Below are 24,853 nucleotides of genomic sequence, written 5' to 3'. Positions count from 1 at the left end.
AAAATGTCATCTCACCTAGCTCGTACTTCGTTTTTTCGACGTACAATGAATTAGAGAATCTATTCAAAGTTGTATAAACTCTACCTACTAAATTAGGATTTTTTTGTTTATATAAAAACTTTGCAACAGAACCTTTAAACTAAACTTCAAATCCAATTACTATCCATTCATCAACAATGTCCCAAAAATTCATATTATATCTAGGCTCTTTATTCGTCCACCATAAAGTCGCATTATCATTATTAGAATTCTTATAATCTACTGCAACATAACCACCCATACCACTTTTAAAGAAACCAAAAGTAGTTTGTAAATCAATTTGTAAAGGCTCTTCTAACTCCTCAATAATACCCCATTCATCATCATCAAAAAAAGTTACATTTTCTAAAGGAACTAACCCCATAGATTGACTCGCATAAAAATAGAAACCATTATGAACAGTTCGATAAAAATTTCGTATTGTTGAAGGAATCTTATCCCAAGATTTTTCTAATGCTTCATTATTAAACTCATCTTTGGGATTCCCCCCCTCATAATATAGAATTTCACCATTATCTGTTTTAATAGTGTATAAAATTGAATATCTACCATTTATGTCCATAAGCTCTACTTCCTCAAGGTGCCTAGACAAATAAGAAATAGTGTTTCTTAATTCCACTCCTACTTGCTCTTTCCATATTGATAAAATACTCTCAACTCTCTTGTCTACGTTTTCTTCTTGAAACAATTCATACCATGAATTTGGTATTTTCTCACAATTAAGTTCATTAATCCTATGGCATGATATAAGTTGTGCATTTCTTTTATATTTTCTTAAAAAACCAAGTTTTTGTTCCATAATGCTATGTCATCTCCTTTATTTATCTATATCCTTTTTTATTTCCTTTCAACAAAATCATCAATTTGTTTTTGTAATTTCATTTCTAATTCTTTTTTCTTCTTTATCATCTCTTCTCTAAACTTAGGATCAACTTCAATTTTTTATTTCTTATAAATTGTCCAATCAGAATAAGATTTAGACCCCTTAGATTTATTGGCTGCTTCACTTAATCCTAGAAAATTCTCTTCATTATTTAAAACCTTAAGTTGTTGTTCTTTTGTTAGTTTATCAAAATTCTCCATCTTTGCTATATTTTTCATTGATACGATATGATCAGCTTGAAGTCTATCTGTAATATACTTACCAGGTAAAGCAGGGTCAGGCGTTCCATCTCTTAATTCATCATATAATTCCTTTGAGATTCTTCTTTCCCCGTATCGAGGCGGTGTTCCAATATCACCCGTACCCTATGTTGTAATCTTAAACCCTAACAATAAAAAAGCAAACCCTGTAAAACCTTATTAAACTACTTCTTTTTCTTCCACTATCGGCAATTCATATGCTGTTTTATATTTCATCATTCCATATATAATGTTTACAAGCCTTCTCATAATACACACAAGTGCTTGTCCTTTTGTTTTACCTTCTTTAAGCTTCTTTTGATAGTACGCATGAAACACTGGGTTTCGTGGCATCTTACTTCCTTTTGCTACTTGCACTTGCTGTACTGCTAAATTATAAAATAAAGCGTGTAACGCCCTGTTTCCTTGTTTGCTTTTATGTGTCTTACCTTTTCCGCCAGAACCAAAGTAAACCGGCGCAATCCCCGCAAATCGTGCTAATTTATTGGCATTTGGAAATCGTCTTACATCCCCAATTTCAGCTATTAATGCTGATGCCGTCACAAGTTCTATTCCCGGCATCGTCTCTAATTGATAATCTAGTAGTTTTACTAGCTGTTTTAATTCTCTTTCGATGTATTTCATTTCCTTCTTTTTAAACTCAATGTCCCTTACAATACTTCTTACTAAAAAATCTCGCGTTTCCTGATACTCTTTCATTGTTTGTCCATCTTCTTTTACAAGTTTTAATATTTCGCTTGCTTTCTTTACTGAACATGTATTGTTGCTAACATCTAATAAAAAAGCTGTTAATTGCTTTATATTCGCTCCCTCTAAACAAGAGGGTGACGGATATTGCTCCCAAAATGCTAATGCTGTTTTTCCATCTAACTCTGAGAAAAACTTTTTATAACTTGGATAATGGTGGTTTAATTGAATATGTAATTGGTTCTTTAATGAACTTTGTGCTTTTACTAATGCATTCCTTCTTGAAACCAGTTGTTGTATTGACCATAATAAATCGTTTGGCTTTGCATCTGGTAATTGATTAAATTTGTTTATCAATATGCGTGCCACACATTCCGCATCCCAACTATCATTTTTGTGTATCATCACTTGGCTTTTTCGTTCTAAAAATGATAAAGCTGGGTTTACCTCTTTTACTACCTGTTCGTGATCTACTAAATATTTCGCTAACGCTCTTCCATAACCACCAACATCTTCTAAACCAAATACAACTGATAAACCATCACTCACATATGTCTCTACTTCTAATAAGAACTTCGAAAATGCAGATGGTTTATTATCAAATTGTATTTCTCCTAGTTTCTCTTGCCAACAATTAATAATAACAGCCGTATGATGCTCCTTATGTAAATCTACTCCTACATACAAATAGTTTTGTCTATTATGCATAACTCATCCCTCTATCCAATGATTTAGTCATATATAAAAATGTCGGCAACCTTAGTTCGAGCGTTCATCTTCCGATGCGCATAGGTACGCAAGCCTATCCATTTTCATAATTTCATAAGTACATATAGTAAAATGAGCGATTTTTTTAAGTACGACTTTTATATAATTGCTGGATGCTTCCCATTTGTTTGTATTTGCCCGTATGTATACACCCCTCGATAAAAGTTCTCTCTATCTAACATGCGTTTCACTTGTACTTTCGTAAACAGCTTTCCTTTCTCAGTACAATACCCTTCCCTATTTAGTCGTTCTGCCAATTGAGTTAGCGACCAATGTTTAAAAAAGTGTCTTAATTCAAATAGTCTACGTACAACTATCGCTTTCTCCGCATCTACCTCTAACACTTTTTGTCCTTTCTTTACTCTATAACCAAACATCACACCGCCCCCCGCATATCCACCTTGTTCTGCTTTTTTCTTTCTGCCTCTACTTAGCTTTAATGCAATCTCAAGACGTTGATATTGATCTAATAGCTCTAACATACCATTTACTAAAAAGTCATTTGGGTCATGCGTGTATATACTATAATTTGGTTGTTCAATTGCTTTCACATCTACCTTGTGTTTCTTTAGCTCTCGTTGTATTAACACTTTTGCCATATCAGAGCGCCATAACCGAGATGTATTTAGTACAATAACTTTGCTCACTTGATGATATGCCATATCCGACAATAGCTCTTGTAGACCTTCACGTTCAACTGTTAATCCATCTTCATCTACTTTCGCTCCGCTGATTCCTTTATCTTCGTATATGTGAAGCAGTTGTAGTTTATTTTCGATGCAGTACCGTTCAATTTCTTCTACTTGATACGTTAGGCTATACCCTTCACGCACTTGTCCTTCCGTTGAAACTCGTACATAACCAACTACTTTCTCTCCCATATTGAGCCCCTTCCCGTTACAGCAATTAAAGTCCCTGTAACGTTTACCCGTTTTTTGCGGATAACGTATGCATAACGTCCATCCGTTAAAACGTACTTTACGATGACTTCAAAAAATAACACAACCCTTTATTTTCCCCTCTACTATCGTCGTACACTGTACATAGCCATTACAATCTATAAAACAACAATAAAAATTTAACACTTAATCCACTTATAAAATTATAATGCTCTTTTAAATTTCTACGCTAAAACGCAAAAAAGCACTTGTTGCCTTTAATTGACAATCAAGTGCTTTAAGTTCATATGTTTTTAAGTTGCGTAAATTTGTAAGTTTTGTAGTAACAATATGACACCTTTTGTACATCATGACAAATACTATATTAAAACTTACGAGTTTGTACGAGTTCGTTAGTTTAATATACATTCCATGTGTTTATATTCATCACCCATTAAAATGTTATCTCGCCTAAGCTCGTACTTTATTTTCTATTCTATCATTGCACACAGTACTCCATGACGGTACAACCATCATGAGTCTTTACTTTTTAACAGCCTGTTTTAAATTGCAACATCCTGATAACCTACTTCAATTATTTTTTCATTTAATAGACGAAGCCCTAATCCATTTTCTATATCCCATGTACAGTTAAATGTAATTCCAATATCTCGCCCTTCAAAAATATCCGCATATGGAACAACAATTCCATCTAAAGTTATCATTTCTAGTATTTGATCAGGTGTTTCAATTAATGGATAATTTTCATTTAATCCAATATCATAACCTAGTTCATGTCGCTTTTGTTTGTAATAGTCTAATATTGATTGCAATAAACTTGGCTGTAAATCCTCCCAATTCTGCATTAATGCTTGATATGCCATATACTGCTCTTCATCAAACTCTCCATCTTCTTCACCATCTATCATCAAAGATATCTCAGATTCTTTTCCAAAAAAACGAATAATGGTATCCTTAGTCCAACCATACTCATACTCAAGTTCACCAAAAATTGGATCGTTTATAGTCATTTTAAAATCTCCTCTTTTTATTTATTAGCAAACCCTCCAGGTTTAAAAGCTCCTGCGTTTATTTCCCCTACACCACCAAGGTGTCCGAATTCACTATTTATTTTTGTTGGCACGAGTTGCATTGTTTTAACATCATTTAATTCATGCCATGTTAATTTATTTTTTTCTCGATATTTTTTTATATCTCTTGCACTGATTTTACCAGATTCCATCCCAAATTGACTTGCTAATTCAGGTGAACCATTAATCTGGTCAGCTAATTTTTGGTCTGATTGAACAAAATTAGCTCGTCTGGCTTTCCCTCCATAAGTTCCTTTTCCTCCAAGCATATAGTTGATTTCAACTTGTGCCTTTGCTGTTGGTGAAAAGTCAGGAACTGCATTTTTATATTGAATACCCTCAATCCCAACTTCATCTAAAATTTGTTTTAATTGACGGTCTGGTGGTGGCTTAAGTATGCACTTAGATTCACCCCGTATTCCCTCAAATTCAACCTTTGGATTCTCTAATGCAGGTGTCTGATTAAGCCTTGCCTCATAAGAACTAGCAAAATCAGTTTGTCTAAAAGCAGGTGGAACTTCAGCCTCTCTATTACCCGTACCCTTATTTAAAACCAAAAGCGATAATTGGGTTACCAATTATCGCTTACTAAGTCAAACCATTTGATGTACTATAAAGTAACAATTATTTTATTATCTATGATAGTTCTAAAATTGGTGTAATTTCTCATCATATTATTACCATATGCACTAACTGCTTCATTACCACACACCATACTTTCATAGTTATCTTTAAATTCTTTTTTTATTGACTCTTCCAAACTGTCATAGTATCTTTTGGTAGCTTCCTCTGCCAATTCACGCGACCCGTGCGTTAATATAAAATTAATATCTACCATATAACCCTTTTGAGGATAAAAACCTCTTTCAACAACCTCTTTTACAAAGTTGTTCAAATCATTCGTACACCTTTCTACAATTGGCATAAATACACTATTTAACCAATTAGTGAATTCGTTAACTGTCCGCTCCCACTCTTCCTCATTTGCTATGTTCCAATATAACTGACCGCTTGGTACATTGCACTGACGTGTATTAATATGAAATATTTTATCTTTAGATTTTAAAGGAAGAATTGCGCATTCACCATAAAATACTACATTTTTATCAGATATATTATTCCAACTTGTATAAAAGAGTACCTTATAAATGAAATTTTTATCTTTTTTACTCATCCAATGACCAGACTTAGAATATTTCCAGCCATTATCTAAATACTTTTCAGATATTAGATTACATACGCGCTCAAATGCTTTATTTGCTTTCATATTACATCTCCAATTCAAACTACCTAAGATTCATATATTTTAAACTCAATCCTCAAATCTTGAGTATTCTTCCTAAAAACCTCCAATAATTTATTACAATTTTCAGTCGGTTTATATTTAAACCTTAAATCGAATATAAAGCCATCTACTAACTTAGCATCCGGATAAACACTATATATTTGCCCACTTTCAATAAAAGATACATAGGCATTAATTTTATCTTGTAACAATGTTAAGTGCTGAAGTTCATTTTCCCACTCTAAATGATCTGCAATCATTAATGCTAACTTATTTTCACCCATACTCTTGCCAATTCCATCTATTTTATTTTTGTCTAATATTGACACTTATCTCTCACCTCATTTATTCATCAAAATAAGTTGTCCCTTCAGGACGAACAATTTGCGGTCTTGTTCCACTAGGCACTTCGTATCCCCCTGAAAAATCTCCCTTTCCTTCACCTACGACCTTTCCACCAGAATTCTTCAATTCAGGGAATCCCTTTTCTTGATTTGTAGTATAGGGAGCAGTAGCGGAACTTTTATATTCTTGTATAATAACATTCCCATATTCATCAGATGCAATGGCGTCAACTCTTACCTTAGTCCCTTCATGTGTAACAATGGTTATTTCTCGTTCAGCGTTTTCATACTGCTGTGAAAATAGATTAAAACTTTCATCAGAAAATTCTTGCCCCTGCTCTTTAAGTGATGCCCATTTTTCACTTGCTTCTTTCCACTCCAGTGGCTCTTTAGGCGCTTCACTATTCTTATATTTCCTTTCACAATATACATCATACTTAGATTGCAACTCAGCATCTTTAAATCTACCGGTATTATCAAGTAAATCAGAATTCCCTTTTCCAACTTCACCCGTACCCTTAACCCCACCACTCTCCAAATTCGAGATCCTACTCTGAATACTCGCCTTTGAGGCATCATGGGCTTCTTGGAATTTCCCGCTATAGTTCGTTCCAGATCTAACGACACTTCCATCTGGCATGATTTCTACACCTTTAGCGAATGGGGTTACGGAGTCCACACCTTTTGCTACTAGACCTTTAATGAAGTAGTCCGCATCATTAATCTTATCTACGGTTTTCCAGCCTTGTATTTTTAAATTTTTTAATAGATTATTTTCCTTAAGCGATTGTACCACATTTCCACCCAAATTTGGATTAAAACCAGGCATTCCTTCTTTGTATTTTAATAATTTCGCTAAATCAGCCAATTCACTCGTGTCTTTGAATGCTTTTACTCCTTTTCCTACTGCTCCAACAACTGGGATTGCATCTAATCCGCCAAAAATGATGTTTCCTACCCGCTCTTCTTGGCTCAATTTCCTATGTGTTCCCCAGTCTTCTCCGTCGATACCGCTTTTTATTTGTACACCTCCGTATACTACTGCGGCAGCGGCCCCGAGTGGTGGACAAAGGATTGTTGTGATGATGATTCCTACGCCTATTCCTATGTCTCGCACCATTTCTAGTTTTTTCTGTTCATCTTCTATCGATTTGTATTCAAATCCTCGTGTGGATGGGACTACTTTCTTGTATTCTTCATAATTTAGTTTTGCATCTGGATTTTGTTTTTTTAGTTCTTTGTATTCCCCTCTCAGTACGTTATCAAATGCAGGTGAATCTTTAAAAATATCTTCTACAGTTATTTTATCTTTTTTTGTTTTTATTGTTTGCGGTACACTTCCGTATCCCGCGTGCGCATCTGGTAATACTGTCGTTGTTGTAGAGCCAATTCGGTTATTTGTTTCGAAACTAAGAATAGATGTATCTCTCATTTTTTGAGCGAATTTATCCATTTCTACTAAAAAAGGTTTATCTATATGTTCAGAGACCAATCGCCCTGCTTCTCCGCAATATTTTTGTAATGTCGAATAGCTATCAAGTAATTCCCCTATTTTTCGCGATTGATCTTTTGGGTTAAAATGTATACTACCATCTGAGTCTAAATCTCGTATTCTTCCATCAATTTTTTTTAATGATTCATTTGCGTCCCCTAATTTTATGAGTGCATCTTTTGTAATTCGATTCATACCATCCCCCATGTTTTGCCATGGTTCAGGTCTATATTTCACATCCATTTCGTTTTCATCCCCCAGCCGTATGGTGATTTCTACAACTTACTTAATCTTTCACGTAATTGTTCGTCCTTTTCAAGCATTTCCACGCATACATTTCCTACAACTTTCGCCGACCTCAAATAGTGTTCAGACAATTCAAGTGTTTTGTGTAATATATCAGGATATTTTTCAATTACTCTCATCGCTTCACCTTTTTGATAAAAATCACTGCTTAATAAACTCTCAATATTCGTTCCAATGACGTCTAAATGGATTTTATATATATCTTCTAATTTCATTACTATATCAAGTAGTTCTTGAAAATTAACTAATACTTCTTCTCCACCACCAGAACCACCATCTCCCATTGATACTTGCATTATTCAATACCTCCTAACGAAAATTGTCTCGGGTCAATTAATTTTTTATACGGCATTTTTAACACGTCATACAATTTCTTATTTACCGCATAGAGACTCACCCAGTCATATCGATTACGTTCTACATCAATTTGAACGAAATCTTCTCCTTCAGTGAAATATAAGAAACATTCCCATTTTCCTCCTCTATTACTTCGAGGCCTCGTATACGTTTCTATCGCTATAACATCTTTATTTGATAAATCTTTTTCCTCAAATGTTTGTTGTTCTGCCTCTGTCATTCTCTTTGAGAAAAATGTATCTTCTATTTCCCTCGGTTCTCTCAATAAGAAAGGGATGCGTGTTAATAAGGAAAAATATACGTCTGGCTTTGGTATGTAGTCGATCTCGTATTTTTTATTTGGCTCTATTTCCGTTAATACAGCCACTCGGTCTTTATCCTCTTTCAAAAAGCCAATTAATACATTATTCATTCTCGTGTATTCATGACAATTTTCATATTCTTTTAATAGCTCAATCAATTGAAAAGCTGCAGGGGTAATTCCGTTTTCACTTGTAAGTAGGCCTTTTTCTTTTAAACTCGTAGTTGCTTTTGTCACACATTCTTCATCAAGTAAAATAATTACGTCACGGTTTGGCAATCCAAATATATCGGTAACCCCAGCTGCACCTGCGAGAACATATAATTCAGCAGGTGCAAAAATCATTTCTTTCCCCATTCTTTTATTCCTCATTTCTCCATCACAATTTTTTTATCGCCCTTACTTCCGATATATCGCCATACGTTTGAATACTTTTCTCTAACTCTTTCAAAGCTTTCGTATGTCCTTCAAATGCCTCTACCATTTCTGAGTTATATTGAATGATTAAATCAAGATAACTTAAAAAGGCATCTCTCGTTTTTCCATTCCATTTCGCACATGTAACGTATGCTTTTAAGTTTTTCGCTTGATTTAAAGAATCTTTCATGCCGTTCTCTATGTTTTGTGCGTAAGAAATGGCACTTGCTGTGTTACTTCCTATAATTTCAACCTCTTTGCCACTCATGTGGATTCCCTCCATTCTTCGTATGCTTAATGAATAAAGTTTTCAAATTCCTTTTTCTTTTCTTCAAAAGCCTTGGTCGCTGCAGCGTATGCTGACGCTTTCTCCGCTTCTGCTTTCGCTTTATATTCCAAATACTTTGCATAAGCTGTACTTATCGCAGATCCAACCTCGCTTAATGCACTTTTAAAATAGGATAGTACTGTATTTAAGTCTTCATCCTTTTCATGACGTTTTTGTTCAAATTCCACTGCTGGAATTTTATTTGCTTCTAAGCCATTACTTTTACTCTCATAATCTCTCTTCGCTGATTCAGCCTCTTGAATGTATTGCTTTAATTCTCTTTCTTGATCTTTTAAATAATCATGTAATTTATCATACTGATCTCGTTTCCTCGCGCTTTCTGTAAAACCCGATGCATTTAAAAAAGCATTGTACAATTCATCTAACATCTTTCTCCCCCTTTAGCACAATAACTACGTAGTTAAATTCGTATATTTAAACATTAATATTCATTACATTGAGAATTTATAAATAATTATTTTTGCATATTGCTATTTTATCAAAGGGGTTTTAACATTTCCATATTTTATAAAAAGCTTTCGCATTTTTCTTCAATTAAATAGCAATGAATATTCAATTGAAGAAAAATTATAGTTTTATATAGATCATTGGAATTTTATCCACATTAAGTGAATTAATGACAAATAATCATCATTTACATGTTATAATTGCGATGTATACATTTAATTGTATTAAATGTATATGTGTAATACGTATATTTAATAAAGTTAAATTAAACTGGGGAGGCTTTCTCAAATGGGCAAGAAAACAAGCAAAGCTAAAAAAATTGTGGGATTCTTAATCACCACAGCACTAACAACTACAATGATGGTAGGCACAGCAAACGCACAAACAACTACGAATAACTATAAAGTAGCTGGCAATGCGAACACTGTATTTACAGATGTACCAAAGGACCACTGGTCAAAAGATGCTATTGATTACTTAGCAGCAGCAGGACTTTTTAACGGATATGGAAATGGAAAATTTGGTTTTGGGGATAATATTACTAGAGGCCAGGTAACTTCTTTAATCGCTCGTTATTTAGGTTTAACAGCAAACAATGAACAAAGCAATATGTTTAACGATATTAAAAATCATATGTTTGAAAAGGATATTAAAGCTATTGTACAAGCTGGAATTATGACAGGTGATGGAACAGGTGCTTTTCGTCCAGATGATGCATTAACTCGGTATGAAATGGCAGTAGTATTACAAAAAGCATTTCAATTACAATCAAAAGGACAAAATAACTTTAAAGATGTACCTCAAGATCATTGGGCTTATAAATTTGTAAATACGCTACGTAGTAACCGAATATCCTACGGTGATGAGGCAGGTAATTACAATGGCAACATGCTTGTGAAACGTGAGGAGTATGCACAATTTTTATATAATGCAATAGCAAAAAACAGAGATTATAATTTCAACATCAATACAAAAGAAGAAATGAAACAAATGTTAACAACAGCTTTAGAGAATGGGACGTTTGGTCCATTTAAATTAAATTCATTGGGTAAAGATCTATCTGACGTAAAAAAAGAATATGGAGTGCCTGATGTTTTGAAAAAAGCACCATGTACAGAATGTGATGCACCTAATACAGCGGTATACGGCGATTATAATATTGACATGTACCCTTCGGACGCAAGACATATATGGGTAAAAATGGATATAACTACAAATGAATTAAAAGAGTGGTTTGGTGAACCAGATGAAATCGGAGGGGATATGACTAGCGAAGGCTTTATATATAATCGAGGAAGCTATTATCTTTATTTCAGCTTCTCTGATGGTTATATTCAACGCGCTGAAATATCTAATCATGAATATAATTAATAAGTTACAAACAATATAAATATATAAAGCATAAAAAAATCCTTCAAGAGCGTGCCTTTTCTTGAGGGATTTTATTTTGTTCCTACCTATTTAACATAATACAAAGCTATAAAACTCCTACTGATTAAACTTTATTTTTTTTAGTGCTCCGCATTCCATTCACTTAAATACGTTGCATATTCAAATTCATCTGGATCATCATATAACATAGAAATAAACTCTAATTTATTTCCATCACAATCTAGAAAATATACGCTTGCAGCTGGCATCCACCTTTGGACAATCGCCTCTTGGTTTCCTTTCCCCTGACTCCCTACTACCTCTATTCCACGTTTCTCTAACCATAATTTTGAATCATTTAAAAACTCTAAATCTACACGAAAGGCGAAGTGTTTCGTCTCAAACTCTTCATTCGTATGCATTTCCCATAACCCGAGCATTTGCTCTTTACTTTCTCCTACCCAAAAGAATGCAACTCGTCTTTTCGATAGTCTTTTTGCTAATGCTAAACCTAACTTATTTTGATAGAAATCTATCGCCTTTTCTAAATTTCTTACATGTAAATGAGTTTCATATATGCTTTGTATCATATTATATTTTCCCTCCTCTACATTCTGATTTTTAAAATATATTTTGTTTTTATCATACAAATAATTATATTTTTAAGCATCCTACTTTTGTATCATTGTTCTTTCCTACAAAGGTATAGGTATACGTCGTCCAGTTTTCTCATTCATGTCCCGGCGCCGGAATTCAATAAGGTGAAACTTTAATGTTAGCTCTCACCTACTTTTCTCCCATTTGTCGATTTTGAGATAGAAGTTTTATTGCCGACAAATAGCGGGATAAAAATTCTATTTACATTCATAAATTTTTATAATGTAATAAGATTAACATCTTACTAATAAGAGGAGGAACCATTCTGGATAAAACCAAAGTTATGGCTTATTTTAGTGCATCGGGTGATATATTCCCTGTTGAAGCAATTACCAATGCCCTACGTATCGAGCCTACAAGAACTTATAAAAAAGATGATGTTGTTGCAAGACGTGATAATCCGAATCTTGTATCCACCAAAACCCTATATAGAAAAGAGACGGATTGGACTTTAAGCACTGGCTATCAAGAATCATACGATATAAATAATCAGTTGCATGTTATTCTAAAATCTCTTGAAGGAAAAACAGAGCAATTAAAACATCTCAAGAAGAAATATAGTTTACAGTTTCTTTTTATGGTAGTGATTCAAGTGGAGAATAACGAATCACCTGCAATGTATTTACAAAAAGATATAATTGATTTTGCTAGTTCCATTCAAGCAGAAATTCATTTTGATCTATATATTTGTTAAAAATAAAAACGCTATTGATATTGGAATCAATAGCGTTTTCTTATGTGACTCTATGTTTTATCTTGCTTGTACCCAAAAGTAAATTCTTTTTATATAACGTATTACTTCAATTTCCCCTCAAAGACAATCTTTCTACCACACGGTTCAACTTCTGTTTTGCCGTTTTTCTTCACTTCATGAAAGATTGGCTCTTCCATGCGACGTGATGGTGCGTAGCCTTCTTGTTCCATACGTGCTAAGCAGTCTGTAATTGTTTCGTTTTCGAGTACTTCAAATTTTTTCTTATTAGGTTGTTTTGTCATGCCCTAACCTACTTTCTATTTTTCTTGATGCGAATTGATTCTTCATGTAGATCATATATACCATTGCGAGAATTCCTATTATAATCATAACCGCAATGAAAAAGCTTGTATACTGTATTTTTTCTATAAATACGCCTCCTAATACAGGTCCCAGTATACTTCCTAAACTAAAGGCGATTCCAGATAATATATTACCTGCTGGTAGTAAATGTCTCGGTAATAAATCTGTCATAAATCCAAGTCCTAAAGAGAAGCACGATCCAATGACCATACCCGCTAACAACATACAGGCAAAGACGATCCAGTAATATTGATCAAATACGGCTGCCAGTAGGAAAATACCCGTACTTATGCTAAACGTCCACGTTAATATACGATCCCTTCCGTATTTGTCACTCAATATACCGAGTGGAATTTGTGTAATTATGCCCCCAACTGCAAATGCTGGTAATAAGAAGGATACTTCTGAAACAGACCATCCTTTACGAAGCGCGTATACTGGTAAGTTACTGTTTAACATTGCTTCGAGTACGCCATATGCAAGTGGACCAAGTAACGCAATCCATCCTAATCCAACAACTTGTTTATAACGAGAAAATGATGATTCACTCTTCACTTCTCTTTCATCTTGCGCCGGGAATGCATTTTTCGTTGGCAGTAATAATAGCCAACCTATTAAGCACAGTATAGTGGATATAATAAATGGTGTTGCAAGACCGTACTGAACAGTGCTTGCTAAATACGGACCAACGGCAAAACCAATTCCGAAGAATACACCGTATATCGATACTTGTCTCCCTATTTTACTCGGGTCTGATGTTGTCGTAATCCATGTTTGTGTTCCGACATGAAGCATATGATCTCCGACTCCAACTAAAAATCTAAGAACGAACCATACCCAAAATGAAAAAGTTTGTGTAAAAAAGAATAATGATATAACAACGAGAAACCCACCAATAACGATAATTGGCTTCATTCCAAACTTTTGCATCGGTTTTTCAAGAAACGGTGAAATAACTAATATCCCAATGTATAATGCTGTCGCATGAATACCATTAATACTTGAACTAACCCCTTCTTGTTCAAAAATCATTGCAATGGCCGGTAAGAGCATACCTTGTGACAAACCCGAGATTGCTACAATTCCAACCATAATCCAAAACGTAAAACGCATCGACATCCTTTTCCCTCTCCTTCTCACGCTGTCCACTTTTCATTATAAACTGTTTCTTTAAATGCGTGTACGAATATTCGCAATAAAAAAGAAGCGAAAAGAATGAATCTTTTCGCTTCTTATCCTTCCCATACTTGCGCTTTCACATTGTAATGAAAGTGCTTGAAATATGGATTTTCATAAAATGATTGTCCATATAAGTGGTGGTGTACATGAGCTATTGGTGGCTGCTGAATTTGTAAAGGAACTACTGTTGTTGAAACTTGCATATACATCGGATTTATCATTATTTTTGTATATAAGTGATGATTATATAGTGTATGCGCAATTAAGAGCGGATGATGCAGAGATAATCTCCCCTTTTACCTACAATGTTATCGTATAGGCAAGACTTTTACTTTCGGGGATTATTTCTCTTCTAACCAATCCTCTACATGCTTAATAAATACATCTAAGCAATCTATAAACGGCGAGTGTCCGCAATCTTCTAATATCTTCAACTCTGCATTCGGTAAATGTTTTGCTAATTCCTCACCAACTACTTGCGGTACGACATAATCTCTGTCACCTTGTATGACGAGTGTCGGAGCTTTAATATGATGAATTTGCTTATTTCCCTCTACAACCCCGTTATGTTCATCCGAAATATTAAATGTAATGAGCGCATAATTTACATCTACGAAATTATGCTGCGTTAACATATCATCTAAATACTTTTCATAACGATCTGGTTCAGGTTGATTATGTGTATATATTAATAGATTCCATACTGTTCGGTAATATAATTTATTCATATTTTTTATCGCATCTAGCACTGGAGCAATTTGTACAGGATCTTGTGCAACCTCTTCCTTCGTCTTTACTAAACTTGATACGATTGGCTGCCCGTTTATATCTTTTTTAAAAATTGGATATCCCTTCATGCCCACCGATTCTACTAAAATTAACTTTTCGACAAACGTTGGATGATTCGCTGTAAATTGCATCGCAACACCACCACCCATTGACCAGCCCATTAATGAAAATTTCTCTAGCTTCAATTGATCGACAAATAGTTTTACATCTATTGCAAAATCTTGTAATGAATCTATCGATTGATTATATGTTGATTGGCCAAATCCTCTTAAATCAAGAGCGTAAATATGGTATTGATCTTGCATCTTTTCAATAACTAAATCCCAATGTTGTGACGATGTCATGTTCCCGTGAATGAGTACAAGAATTTCTGTATTTTGCCTTCCAACTTCCTGATACGCAATCGTTTCTCCGTTCGATAGTGAAACAAACTCCATTGTTGCAGGCTTAATCATCACAAGTTCCCCCATTCTTTTTAATAGAAAGAAAATTCTTTACTTACTTAAAGAATAGCATGTAGAATATACGTTCGCAACATAAAACCTATACGAAATTATTACATAACTCAACATGTCTATTACTAGACAATTATTATAAAAAAGTATATAGTTAGCTAGGTAACTAATTTGAAAGGATCAAAATACATGGACGAAAAACAACATTTTTTTCACATTGTCAGCCAGACTTCTCGCAAGTTTACGAAGAAATTTAATGAACGCGTATCTCCAACAGGATTATTTAGTGCGCAATGGGCTGTTATTTTCCGCATTAATCAAACCGGTTCTTGTACGCAAACAGAGTTATGTCAGTATTTAAATGTTGAATCACCAACGATGACTCGTACGTTAACACGTATGGAAACGATGGGCTGGATTATTCGTACTGAAGGAAAAGATCGCCGTGAGAAGCTCATTTCTTTATCAGAAACAGCGATAAAAATGATTCCGATATGGCAAGACGAAGTTGATACTTTCGAAGAAAAGACACTAGAAGGTATTAGCGAAGATGATTTACATCAAGCATTTCAAGTGTTACAACAAATCATTAAAAACTTAGATTAAATTGGAGGGATGACGATGCAAAGTGAGAAACTTTGGACGAAGGATTTCCTCGGAACTTGTTTTAGTAGTCTATTTCTCTTCTTGACATTCTATATGCTTATGACTACTCTGCCTGTCTATGTAATAGACGGCCTAAAAGGAAAACCTGAGGAAATTGGTTTAGTTGCAACTGTTTTTCTTATTTCATCTGTTTTATGTAGACCATTTACAGGAAAATGGCTCGATGAATTAGGGAGAAAGAAAATTTTATTTATTTCACTTTCATTATTTTTAGCTGCTACTGTTATGTATTTCGGTGCGCAAAGTTTATTTTTATTACTTGCCCTTCGCTTCTTACATGGTATTGGGTTCGGTATGGCAACCACTGCTACTGGTACGATTGTCACAGATGTTGCGCCAGCTCATAGAAGAGGCGAAGCACTAGCATATTTCGGCGTATTCATGAGTTTGCCGATGGTAATTGGTCCTTTTTTAGGTTTAACAATTATTTCTCATTTTTCATTTACTGTACTATTTATCGTTTGTTCCGTATTTTCATTGCTTGCATTTTTATTAGGACTACTTGTAAATATTCCGCATGAAGCACCAGTGAAGAAACAAAAACGAGAAAAAATGAAATGGAAGGACTTAATTGAACCATCCTCTATTCCGATTGCTCTGACAGGATTTGTTTTAGCCTTTTCTTATAGTGGTATTTTATCTTTTATTCCTATTTATGCGAAAGAAATCGGTTTAGGAGAAGTTGCTAGTTACTTCTTTATTGTATACGCACTCGTAGTTGTAATTTCTCGTCCATTTACAGGAAAGATTTTTGATCGCTTCGGTGAAAATGTACTTGTTTACCCGGCTATTATTATTTTCACAATTGGGATGTTCATTTTAAGTCAAGCACAAACTCCGTTTTGGTTCCTTGGCGCAGGTATGTTAATCGGTTTAGGTTACGGAACATTAATTCCAAGTTTCCAAACGATTGCGATCTCTGCCGCTGCAAACCATCGACGTGGTTCTGCGACAGCTACGTACTTCTCATTCTTTGATAGTGGTCTCGGTTTTGGTTCTTTCATTTTAGGTATCGTCGCAGCGAAATCAACTTACCATAATATGTATTTCATCGCAGCTATTATCGTTGCATTCACTTTACTTCTCTATTATGGATTACACGGACGAAAACAAAAATTCAAGAAACAACATACAGACGGAAAAGTTTCCGCTTAACATAAATAAGGAAAGTAAACTTCCCCGTTTACTTTCCTTATTTTGTATTTATTTCAATAGAAGCGTATACTTATAATAGAAATAAAAAGGAGGGACCGATATGAAACTTAAAAAATCTCCCCTACTCTTACTCATAATCACATTCATATTTGTAATTACAGGGCTCGGTTTTACATACTTCAAACATAATAAAACAATCCCATCGAAAAATAACGTGACGAAAAAAAATTGGTTAGATGATCCTTACTTGCGTTGGTCATACACACATATGAAAGAATTCACTTTAATTAACGAGGTAAAACATAACCCGGATCACGTTTCCCACTTCTCTACCGCATCGCAAAACTTAGACGATTTTGCTGTAGAGCGTAGATTTGGAACGACTCCTCTAAAAAAGCTTTTAGACGATAACAAAACGGATGCTTTTGTCGTTGTACACAATGGAAAACTTGTATATGAACGATATTTCAATGGATATAACGAGAGTGAACCTCATGGCATGGCGTCATTAGCGAAGGTCTTTACCGGGGCAATTATACAATCTCTCGCTGAAGAAAATCGTATTGACTTAGAAAAAACAGCTGACGCATATATAAAAGAATTAAAAAATACACCGTTCGGTAATGCCACTCTTCAGCAATTAATGGACATGCAAGTTTCTGTAGAATACCCTACTCACGGATATGAACATCCAGCGTTAGAAAATCAAGATGCACAACTATATTTAGCGAGCAATATTTTACCTAGAGGTAAAAACTACGAAGGTCCGATGAAAATTTATGATATGTTACGAGAAGCAGAAGAAACTGCACCGCCTGGTTCCGATTTTTCTTACGATAACGGATCAGCTGAAACGCTCGCTTGGGTGATTCGAAAGATCACAGGTAAATCATTAGCGGAAAATGTTAGTGAACGAATTTGGTCTCAAATTGGTATGGAAGAAAACGCGTATTACGTTACAGATGAAACAAAAATAGAACAGGCAAGCGCTGGTTTAAATGCAACTGCTAGAGATATGGCTAGATTCGGGCAATTACTATTAAACAACGGGGAATATAATGGAAAACAAATTCTCCCTTCTTCTATTACTGAAGATATAAAAAATGTCCAAGAAGGTGAACTTGCAGTTGGCCCTGGAGCTTCCATTTCTTATCATAATCAATGGTGGATTCCGCACAATGAACAAGGTGCTTTCGAAGTGTTAGGCAGTTACGGACAAACACTTTACATCGATCCGAAAGCAAATATGGTCATTGTCCACTTCTCTTCTAACGCTACGCCAAGTAATGAAATACATTCAGTCTACTCAAATATGTATATTGATATTGCACATCATATAGAGAAGCTTCCACAGTAGTGGAAGCTTTTTCTTGTTGGGGTGTTTTATTTGAAGCCACTACCCTCATCAAAGTTATTCATCATTAAACTTTTTATTAGCAATCCAATAATACGTTACGAAGAGTGTCAATAAAATCCAAATAATCGTTAGTAGTACATTGATCATTGCGGTTGCATTCACTTCCCCTGTGACCAACGTTTCCATTGCATGTTTACTCATACTGGCTGGATTAACCTGATCTACTATTGGAATCAAACCGACGATTATTCTACAAGCTAAAAGAAAAGCAATTGAAATTAGCGCAATAATACCTTGACTGTGAAAAATAGCACTTATCATAGTTGTGAAAGATACGATAAAAAGAACCCAAATTAAATAAAATAGTAATCCAGTAATCATGTACGAAAACGGAACAACAGTAAAAAGATAGTTTGTATATAGATAAGAGGTAAAGTATCCAATCATTACACTAAGCGCTACTATTATATAATTTGATACTATTTTCCCAGCTATATACGAAGTAACCGTAACAGGTCTTGTTAAAATAAAGGCTAACATACCGTTAGCTTTATCTGTTTGAATGGCACCCATCATAGAGATTACTAGAATCATAAGTCCGAGCTGATCAAACTGAGACCCCAAAGTACTCGCTAGTACTTCGCCTCCTTTTTGTGATGTCATACTTGGATCGATGGTAATTCCCTGCCCTCCACCTAATGCTCCTAAAATGGATGGTAAGTAATGCGTTACTATTGGCTGTGTTGCCCCTAAAAATATAAAAACAATTGGTAGCCAAATGATCTTAAAATCACGTAACATTTGAACACATTCTTTTTTTATCAATATCATTGAGTTATTCATTTTTGCACCACCAATTTCAAGAAAATTTCTTCTAAAGTATCGTTGCTCATTTCAAATTTAACAATGTCCACTTTATGTTCGAGTGCATTTTGCAGTAACATAATTTTATTTATTTCGATACTCTCAACCTTCACTTTGACTTTAAGTCCTATCACTTCTACATCCTTCACATACGGTAAATTTTTTACAACGTCAATCCACTCTCGATCTTTAGCTGTAATTTCAATAATTAATTTATTTTCATTATTGCGGTGTAAAAGCTCAGTAATTGTTGTATCTTCTATCTTTGTTCCATCTTTAATCATGACAAATCGTTCACAAATTTCTTCTGCATCACTTAATATATGGGTTGATAATAAAATGGTCGTATCTTTTTTTATTTCTTCAATCAGATTTAATACTTCCCTTCTACCTATTGGATCTAATGCAGATACTGGTTCATCCATGACAATAAGCGAAGGCTTATGTAATAATGCTTGTGCAATACCAAGTCTTTGTTTCATTCCCCCAGAAAAGGTACTCACCTTTGAACCTTCTTCTCCACTTAATCCAACTTTCTCCAAAATTTTTGGTATCGACTTTGACAATGCTTCTTTTTTCATCCCTGAAAGTTGCCCCATAAACATAAGGGTTTCTCGCGCTGTCATCCAATGAAAAAAATTAGGGTATTGCGGTAAGTAGCCAATTTCCCTTTTCATTTTTGATATTTTTATCCCATTCAATAACACTTCACCAACATCTGGATTAATAATATCTGAAATCACTTTTATTAATGTAGATTTCCCTGCTCCATTTGGTCCGATTAACCCTACACATTCCCCCGATTGCAGTTCCATCGAGAAAGTATTGACAGCAATTTTTCCTTTAAATGATTTTGTTACATTTCTAATCTCTAATTTCATAATTTCTCACCGTCCTTTCTCCCTATAACAAAGTACAGAATAGGTCCCAATACGTTAACAAAGATAATAATTAGCGTCCATATAAGCACATTTTTTCTTGTATTTCTATGTCGGTATAAATCAATTAACGCAATGGAAACTAAAAGTGCTCCGACTACAATAACCGGCAATATGATTGGGAGAAACGCCATAATATCCATGTCTTTAAGATCATTCCATCCATAATGTAGTTGCATTTTTATCATTCCTTCCTAAACTCATTATCATTATTGATAATAATAATGATAAATCAAGAGCAGATGCATTGCAAACATTATTCTCATTATTTATAATGAGAATAAATAATGAATAAGGTGATATATAGTGAGTAATAAAGTTGAAATTTTAATGCATCCAGTAAGAATGAAGATTTGCCAAGTATTAATGAGAAATAAAGAAGATGGACTAACACCATTAGAAATGGTAAAAATCATTAAAAATGTACCACAAGCAACACTATATAGACAGCTACAAACTATGGTTGATTCTGGTATCGTCCATGTAATTAAAGAAAAAAAGGTGAAATCTGTTTCTGAAAAATATTACGCAATCAATGAAGAAGATGCAAAAATTGAAGGAAGTGAGTGGAAAGGATTGTCTGATGATGAAAAGTTAAACTACATTTCTTATTATCAGTTATCACTTATGACACAATATCAAAGTTACCTTAAGAAATTAGAGGAACAAAACAATCAAGAAGATAGTGCTACTTTTTCTGTTGTGGACTTAAAGCTCGATGAAGAACACTTTATGAGCTTTCAAAACGAACTTAACGAATTAATGAATAAATACTACCATACCCAAAATAAAGGCGACGAAAAAGAGACCCCTGTTCGGACCGTCGCTATTACAATTATTCCAGAAACGTGAACTAACTCAATATACATAATACAAGCCGATGCTTCCTTACCATAGGAATCATCGGCTATCTTCATTTCAGAAATTGTTTAGCTTCTGTTTTAACTTCTGCTGTAAGGCTAGCGAAAAAACTGATCTAGAATTCGAATGTGCTTAAAGCCCTTGTCTTTCTTTTATTAAATGAACTCTTTTCTTTCTTTTTTCATGTTACTCTCATACCATCCACACTCTCTCCAAACACTTTTAAAAAAGAAGCATGGGTAAACTAATAAATATAAATTAGGAATCCACCAAGAAATATCGAAATCTAAACGGATTGTCCAAAATGCTAGAGCTTGTAATCCTGAACAAAAAGTTAAAATTAATGATAAGAATGCAAAGTGGCTCCAAATATGTTTTTGTTTAGAATGTAAATACATGAGCATACCCCTGTTGTTCCCTCTTATTAAAGGAGGAACTATTATGGGATTTGGTGGTAATTGCGATTTTACTGAAGGTTTTACTTTATTAGTTGTATTGTTTATTTTATTAATCATCGTTGGAGTTGCTTGCTTCTGCTAAAAAACTATAAGAAAAGACACTATGATAAGAGTGTCTTTTCTACTCTCTTTAAAGAATTTATATCAACCTCATAAGTATTCCCATATGGTCTAAGCGCCGGAAGTTCTTCCTTTGGCCCATAAAATAATACTTTCAAATCATCATCTTTATACTGAACTACAAAGAAGTCATCAAATTGGTCAAATGTGTTTTGATTGATCGTGATAAACCCTTTTTCTTGGGCAGTTGTTTTAACACTTATTCTTCTCCCATCTTTAATGACATCATATCCATGCTGATTCGTCACTTTGGATAGCTCACCATTCGTGTAAAGGACACAAAAAAATTCACCTAGACGACCTATAAGATGCCTTAATTCAGTCGCCTTACACCCAAGAACATTCATTTCAAATCGTAACATTTCAAAGTATGCCTCATATAACTTTTTGATTTGTGAGATTCCTATTTTATCCTTATAAAAAAGAAGTTTACCATTATCCCACTCACCTACAATAGATTCACAATCTGCCCCTTTAGGTTTGTGAAAAACTAATCCTGTATAAGGATAATTTTCACCTACATATCTATAAGTTTTTTTATTTATATATATAAACAGATTTTTATTAAATACTCTCCCTTTATTATAACGGTTATAACAATAATCAGCAGGATTAATACTCCCCGGTTTCGTATTAAATTTTGTTATTAATCTGTCCTTTATCTCTGCAAATGTTACAGTATCGCCTATTTTCTCTTTAAGAGCCTCTATAAATTGCTCATAAATAGTCAATGTAATCCTCTCCTCATGCTTATCAATATTTTTAGCCATAGTACAACCTTTACTCTATAATTTGACCCGATTGTAGAATAACGTAACCGATGTTTTTAACTTTTTATATAATCATCTATATAAATTTTACATTTAATCACTTAAATTTCATAGCCTAATAGAGTAAAATATAAATTGGAGAATTTTATTAAAGGCTCGAAATAAAGATAATACTCCATTAAGAGCTCTTTTTAATTAGAAAACGCGTCTTTTTTGTATTGGCTTTTTAAATAAGGTAAACGTGAAGAAGCATTATAAAAAACAGGACAATAATATTAAATTGACTTCCATTCGAAGGAGTTTAAGCTTTGCATGAATGACTATTTGGTTGAGCAATCGATATGTTGTGCTGAAACGTCAATATATAAAAAAAGGATCTCTCTTGATAAAGAGAGATCCTTTTTTTACTTCTTCTTCTTTTCTGTCGGTTGGCTTTGTTTAGCGAAATTAGATGAATCATCGAAATTCGGTTGCTTTTTACCAGCATTATTACTTCTACCTTTTCCCATATGTAATGCACCTCCTCTCATCCTTACTATTCCCTATAAAAAAATCCTCTTGCATCCAGGAGGATTTTTTTATTGTCTCTTATTAATCATACCCAACTGTTCTCGTAGTACTTCCAACACTCCCGGTTCTTCCATACCATTTTGGATAGTTTTAAAACCATAGCGTTGATGGTGATTATCATGTTAGCTTGATAAAGAACAGCTTACGAATGAATTTGATATTGACCATGAATTAGCCATGTATTATGGATCATCCTTTCTAAAAAACATAAAAAAACACTATCCCTCCTCATGTTTTTACAGAAAGAATAGCGTGTTTTTTCATTTTAATGGTATTACTTGATAGTAATGTATATCCCTATGAAAACTAATATAGAAATAACATCAATAAACTTGTTACAATCCCGACCCAAATGCAAAGAATGAAACAATAACCCATAATATCTTTAATTTTCAATCCCAGTACTCCTAAAAGAGGTAGTGCCCAGAATGGCTGAATCAAATTTGTCCATGCGTCCCCCCAGCCTACCGCCATAGCGATAGTAGCCGGATCTACACCTAACTTTAATCCTGCTGGGACTTGCAGTGGCCCTTGCAAAGCCCATTGCCCCCCGCCAGATGGTGCCAATAAGTTCACCAAACCCGCTGACCAATATGTAAATATATCAAAGGTATCCTTTGACGCAATAGATGCCATCCATTCAATGATTGAGCTTCCCAAGCCTGAACTACCTAAAACAGCGATAATCCCCGCATAAAATGGAAACTGTAGGATAATTGGAGATATGGATTGCGCTGCTTCTTTGAATCCTTGTGCAAAGTTGCCAAGAGAACCATGCAGGAGCAAACCAAGTGACAAGAAAAATAAATTAATGATATTTAAATCTAAACTATGACCGTTTATGAATTCATAAACACAATACAACGTGCCGATTACGCCTAATACTATTCCTAAAACCGGTGTCCATTCCAGTTTTTCCGCAGGAGTTAAGTTTTTTTGCGGAGGTTTTACAAAAGAATTTGTATCTGTTTCGAGTGCTTTATATCTAATAATCCCACTTTTTGGAGCCATAAGGACAATAATAATTGGCATCGTGATGAATAGAGCGAAAAAAATAATTAGAGTAGAATAACTAAAGATTGTTTGTGAGGTAGGAATAATTCCAATCATATCTACAAGAAAATGATCCTTTGTGGCAATTGTCAGGCCAATAGAACTGGAGAGACCTGCGCTATATAAGGCTGTCGGAGCATAAGCAGCTGCTACAAGCAATGGAAAATGTGCATTCGGATTCTTTTTCGCCACTTCCTTTGCAATGATAGCTCCCACAACTACGGCTAGTCCCCAATTAATATAGTATGCAATTGCACTGATCAAAAATGTCATCGTATAAGCCTTTTGGGGTGTATCGGCTAACTTTGCAACGGACTGCAAGCCTCTATTAATAAAAGGGACAGAAGCTAGCGTCATCCCTGTAACCATTAATAATACCATTTGCATAGTAAACGTTAAATAAGTCCAAAACCCATCCCCCCAAGATTTTACGATTTTGTACGGATTTGAGGGATTCATCAATAAAGCTATAATGAAAGTAAATAAAGTTAGCAACACAGCAATAACAAAGGCATCTGGGACATATTTCTGAGACCATCTCGAAAATACATTTGCACATCGTGTAAGCAATGATTCTTTCTTTCCTGGTTCTGGATTTGTCTCCAATAAAGAATGTTTCATAAATATTC

29 protein-coding genes and 2 pseudogenes are annotated in these 24,853 nt (G+C 34.4%); 8 read left to right on the top strand and 23 right to left on the bottom strand.

Annotated elements, in window-relative coordinates; translation table 11 throughout:
• Positions 1–139: 139 nt before the first annotated feature.
• From AC3WTA_RS19145 to AC3WTA_RS19085, 13 genes and pseudogenes are all read right to left on the bottom strand, one after another.
• A complete protein-coding gene (locus AC3WTA_RS19145) occupies positions 140–838 on the bottom strand; it encodes an SMI1/KNR4 family protein (protein ID WP_097860362.1) in 699 nt (232 codons plus the stop codon).
• A gap of 18 nt (positions 839–856) precedes the next feature.
• Positions 857–1,140, bottom strand: a pseudogene (locus AC3WTA_RS19140) (hypothetical protein).
• A gap of 201 nt (positions 1,141–1,341) precedes the next feature.
• Positions 1,342–2,577 (bottom strand): IS110 family RNA-guided transposase, encoded by a 1,236-nt coding sequence (locus AC3WTA_RS19135; RefSeq protein WP_000551889.1) that lies wholly within the window; start codon positions 2,575–2,577, stop codon positions 1,342–1,344.
• A 158-nt stretch (positions 2,578–2,735) separates the two neighbouring features.
• Positions 2,736–3,518, bottom strand: coding sequence for a recombinase family protein (locus AC3WTA_RS19130; RefSeq protein ID WP_000504229.1), 783 nt, complete (start codon positions 3,516–3,518; stop codon positions 2,736–2,738).
• A 560-nt stretch (positions 3,519–4,078) separates the two neighbouring features.
• A complete protein-coding gene (locus AC3WTA_RS19125) occupies positions 4,079–4,546 on the bottom strand; it encodes a DUF6985 domain-containing protein (RefSeq protein ID WP_000154329.1) in 468 nt (155 codons plus the stop codon).
• A gap of 17 nt (positions 4,547–4,563) precedes the next feature.
• Entirely contained in the window at positions 4,564–5,184 is a 621-nt protein-coding gene (locus AC3WTA_RS19120; RefSeq protein ID WP_050552140.1) for an HNH endonuclease, read from the bottom strand.
• Positions 5,185–5,216: 32 nt separating this feature from the next.
• The gene (locus AC3WTA_RS19115; RefSeq protein WP_000646590.1) at positions 5,217–5,873 is read right to left on the bottom strand and encodes a hypothetical protein; all 657 of its coding nucleotides are present in this window, start codon (positions 5,871–5,873) and stop codon (positions 5,217–5,219) included.
• Positions 5,874–5,896: 23 nt separating this feature from the next.
• Positions 5,897–6,220 (bottom strand): DUF6572 domain-containing protein, encoded by a 324-nt coding sequence (locus AC3WTA_RS19110; RefSeq protein WP_000025259.1) that lies wholly within the window; start codon positions 6,218–6,220, stop codon positions 5,897–5,899.
• 16 nt (positions 6,221–6,236) lie between these two features.
• Entirely contained in the window at positions 6,237–7,970 is a 1,734-nt protein-coding gene (locus tag AC3WTA_RS19105) for a hypothetical protein (RefSeq protein ID WP_000382712.1), read from the bottom strand.
• 32 nt (positions 7,971–8,002) lie between these two features.
• Positions 8,003–8,329, bottom strand: a complete 327-nt coding sequence (locus tag AC3WTA_RS19100; protein ID WP_001198191.1) for a hypothetical protein — start codon at positions 8,327–8,329, stop codon at positions 8,003–8,005.
• Positions 8,329–9,048, bottom strand: a complete 720-nt coding sequence (locus tag AC3WTA_RS19095) for a DUF5081 family protein (RefSeq protein ID WP_000514115.1) — start codon at positions 9,046–9,048, stop codon at positions 8,329–8,331. Before AC3WTA_RS19095 ends, AC3WTA_RS19100 begins: the two co-directional genes overlap by 1 nt.
• Positions 9,049–9,070: 22 nt before the next feature.
• Positions 9,071–9,376 carry a WXG100 family type VII secretion target gene (locus AC3WTA_RS19090; RefSeq protein WP_000014540.1) on the bottom strand — a complete coding sequence of 102 codons (306 nt, stop codon included), beginning with the start codon at positions 9,374–9,376 and terminating at the stop codon, positions 9,071–9,073.
• Between the two features lie 26 nt (positions 9,377–9,402).
• Complete coding sequence (locus tag AC3WTA_RS19085; RefSeq protein WP_000883451.1) at positions 9,403–9,825, bottom strand: hypothetical protein; 423 nt, start codon at positions 9,823–9,825, stop codon at positions 9,403–9,405.
• Positions 9,826–10,192: 367 nt separating this feature from the next.
• On the opposite strand from AC3WTA_RS19085, the gene AC3WTA_RS19080 reads away from it, so the two are divergent.
• Positions 10,193–11,275 carry an S-layer homology domain-containing protein gene (locus tag AC3WTA_RS19080; RefSeq protein WP_000516907.1) on the top strand — a complete coding sequence of 361 codons (1,083 nt, stop codon included), beginning with the start codon at positions 10,193–10,195 and terminating at the stop codon, positions 11,273–11,275.
• A gap of 140 nt (positions 11,276–11,415) precedes the next feature.
• Here the strand turns inward: AC3WTA_RS19080 and AC3WTA_RS19075 are convergent, their stop codons facing one another.
• Positions 11,416–11,865 carry a VOC family protein gene (locus AC3WTA_RS19075; RefSeq protein WP_000616178.1) on the bottom strand — a complete coding sequence of 150 codons (450 nt, stop codon included), beginning with the start codon at positions 11,863–11,865 and terminating at the stop codon, positions 11,416–11,418.
• A 350-nt stretch (positions 11,866–12,215) separates the two neighbouring features.
• On the opposite strand from AC3WTA_RS19075, the gene AC3WTA_RS19070 reads away from it, so the two are divergent.
• Complete coding sequence (locus tag AC3WTA_RS19070) at positions 12,216–12,626, top strand: DUF4279 domain-containing protein (RefSeq protein WP_000323202.1); 411 nt, start codon at positions 12,216–12,218, stop codon at positions 12,624–12,626.
• Between the two features lie 101 nt (positions 12,627–12,727).
• On the opposite strand, the gene AC3WTA_RS19065 is transcribed toward AC3WTA_RS19070, so the two are convergent.
• Both AC3WTA_RS19065 and AC3WTA_RS19060 read right to left on the bottom strand, forming a co-directional pair.
• Positions 12,728–12,928, bottom strand: coding sequence for an NETI motif-containing protein (locus AC3WTA_RS19065; protein ID WP_000166305.1), 201 nt, complete (start codon positions 12,926–12,928; stop codon positions 12,728–12,730).
• Entirely contained in the window at positions 12,912–14,108 is a 1,197-nt protein-coding gene (locus AC3WTA_RS19060) for an MFS transporter (RefSeq protein WP_000062793.1), read from the bottom strand. The genes AC3WTA_RS19065 and AC3WTA_RS19060 overlap by 17 nt, the downstream gene beginning before the upstream one ends.
• Positions 14,109–14,286: 178 nt before the next feature.
• On the opposite strand from AC3WTA_RS19060, the gene AC3WTA_RS19055 reads away from it, so the two are divergent.
• Positions 14,287–14,487, top strand: coding sequence for a hypothetical protein (locus AC3WTA_RS19055; protein WP_002096443.1), 201 nt, complete (start codon positions 14,287–14,289; stop codon positions 14,485–14,487).
• A 22-nt stretch (positions 14,488–14,509) separates the two neighbouring features.
• Here AC3WTA_RS19055 and phaZ read toward each other — a convergent pair whose 3' ends face one another.
• Complete coding sequence (gene phaZ, locus AC3WTA_RS19050; protein WP_116480657.1) at positions 14,510–15,427, bottom strand: intracellular short-chain-length polyhydroxyalkanoate depolymerase; 918 nt, start codon at positions 15,425–15,427, stop codon at positions 14,510–14,512.
• Between the two features lie 174 nt (positions 15,428–15,601).
• Between phaZ and AC3WTA_RS19045 the strand changes: the two genes are divergently transcribed.
• The 3 genes from AC3WTA_RS19045 (at position 15,602) to AC3WTA_RS19035 (ending at position 18,590) form a co-directional block, all read left to right on the top strand.
• Positions 15,602–16,018 (top strand): MarR family winged helix-turn-helix transcriptional regulator, encoded by a 417-nt coding sequence (locus tag AC3WTA_RS19045; protein WP_000343674.1) that lies wholly within the window; start codon positions 15,602–15,604, stop codon positions 16,016–16,018.
• A gap of 15 nt (positions 16,019–16,033) precedes the next feature.
• Positions 16,034–17,233 carry an MFS transporter gene (locus tag AC3WTA_RS19040; protein WP_001190339.1) on the top strand — a complete coding sequence of 400 codons (1,200 nt, stop codon included), beginning with the start codon at positions 16,034–16,036 and terminating at the stop codon, positions 17,231–17,233.
• 100 nt (positions 17,234–17,333) lie between these two features.
• Positions 17,334–18,590: a serine hydrolase domain-containing protein gene (locus AC3WTA_RS19035; RefSeq protein ID WP_000768698.1), complete on the top strand. Its 1,257-nt coding sequence runs from the start codon at positions 17,334–17,336 to the stop codon at positions 18,588–18,590.
• A gap of 54 nt (positions 18,591–18,644) precedes the next feature.
• Here AC3WTA_RS19035 and AC3WTA_RS19030 read toward each other — a convergent pair whose 3' ends face one another.
• Genes AC3WTA_RS19030 through AC3WTA_RS19020 form a run of 3 tightly spaced genes read right to left on the bottom strand, consistent with a single transcriptional unit; the run spans position 18,645 to position 20,571 of the window.
• A complete protein-coding gene (locus AC3WTA_RS19030; protein WP_001065824.1) occupies positions 18,645–19,433 on the bottom strand; it encodes an ABC transporter permease in 789 nt (262 codons plus the stop codon).
• Positions 19,430–20,335, bottom strand: coding sequence for an ABC transporter ATP-binding protein (locus AC3WTA_RS19025; RefSeq protein WP_000764129.1), 906 nt, complete (start codon positions 20,333–20,335; stop codon positions 19,430–19,432). Before AC3WTA_RS19025 ends, AC3WTA_RS19030 begins: the two co-directional genes overlap by 4 nt.
• A complete protein-coding gene (locus tag AC3WTA_RS19020) occupies positions 20,332–20,571 on the bottom strand; it encodes a PLD nuclease N-terminal domain-containing protein (RefSeq protein ID WP_001175973.1) in 240 nt (79 codons plus the stop codon). The genes AC3WTA_RS19025 and AC3WTA_RS19020 overlap by 4 nt, the downstream gene beginning before the upstream one ends.
• A 127-nt stretch (positions 20,572–20,698) precedes the next feature.
• Between AC3WTA_RS19020 and AC3WTA_RS19015 the strand changes: the two genes are divergently transcribed.
• Positions 20,699–21,244, top strand: coding sequence for a transcriptional regulator (locus AC3WTA_RS19015; RefSeq protein ID WP_000066848.1), 546 nt, complete (start codon positions 20,699–20,701; stop codon positions 21,242–21,244).
• Positions 21,245–21,408: 164 nt separating this feature from the next.
• On the opposite strand, the pseudogene AC3WTA_RS19010 reads toward AC3WTA_RS19015, so the two are convergent.
• A pseudogene (locus AC3WTA_RS19010) lies at positions 21,409–21,651 on the bottom strand (DUF5360 family protein); the annotation flags it as partial.
• A gap of 43 nt (positions 21,652–21,694) precedes the next feature.
• Between AC3WTA_RS19010 and AC3WTA_RS19005 the strand changes: the two are divergent.
• A complete protein-coding gene (locus AC3WTA_RS19005) occupies positions 21,695–21,793 on the top strand; it encodes a YjcZ family sporulation protein (RefSeq protein ID WP_088107074.1) in 99 nt (32 codons plus the stop codon).
• 19 nt (positions 21,794–21,812) lie between these two features.
• On the opposite strand, the gene AC3WTA_RS19000 is transcribed toward AC3WTA_RS19005, so the two are convergent.
• Together AC3WTA_RS19000 and AC3WTA_RS18995 are read right to left on the bottom strand one after the other, a co-directional pair.
• On the bottom strand, positions 21,813–22,562 hold the full coding sequence (locus tag AC3WTA_RS19000) for a DUF7225 domain-containing protein (protein WP_000158214.1): 750 nt from the start codon (positions 22,560–22,562) through the stop codon (positions 21,813–21,815).
• A gap of 915 nt (positions 22,563–23,477) precedes the next feature.
• Positions 23,478–24,845, bottom strand: a complete 1,368-nt coding sequence (locus AC3WTA_RS18995) for a short-chain fatty acid transporter (protein WP_000682881.1) — start codon at positions 24,843–24,845, stop codon at positions 23,478–23,480.
• Between the last annotated feature and the right edge of the window lie 8 nt (positions 24,846–24,853).

Source organism: Bacillus sp. EB106-07-01-XG149 (assembly GCF_058791555.1).
The sequence above is the reverse complement of the archived record's forward strand: the minus strand, read 5'-3'. Positions and strand labels throughout refer to the sequence as shown.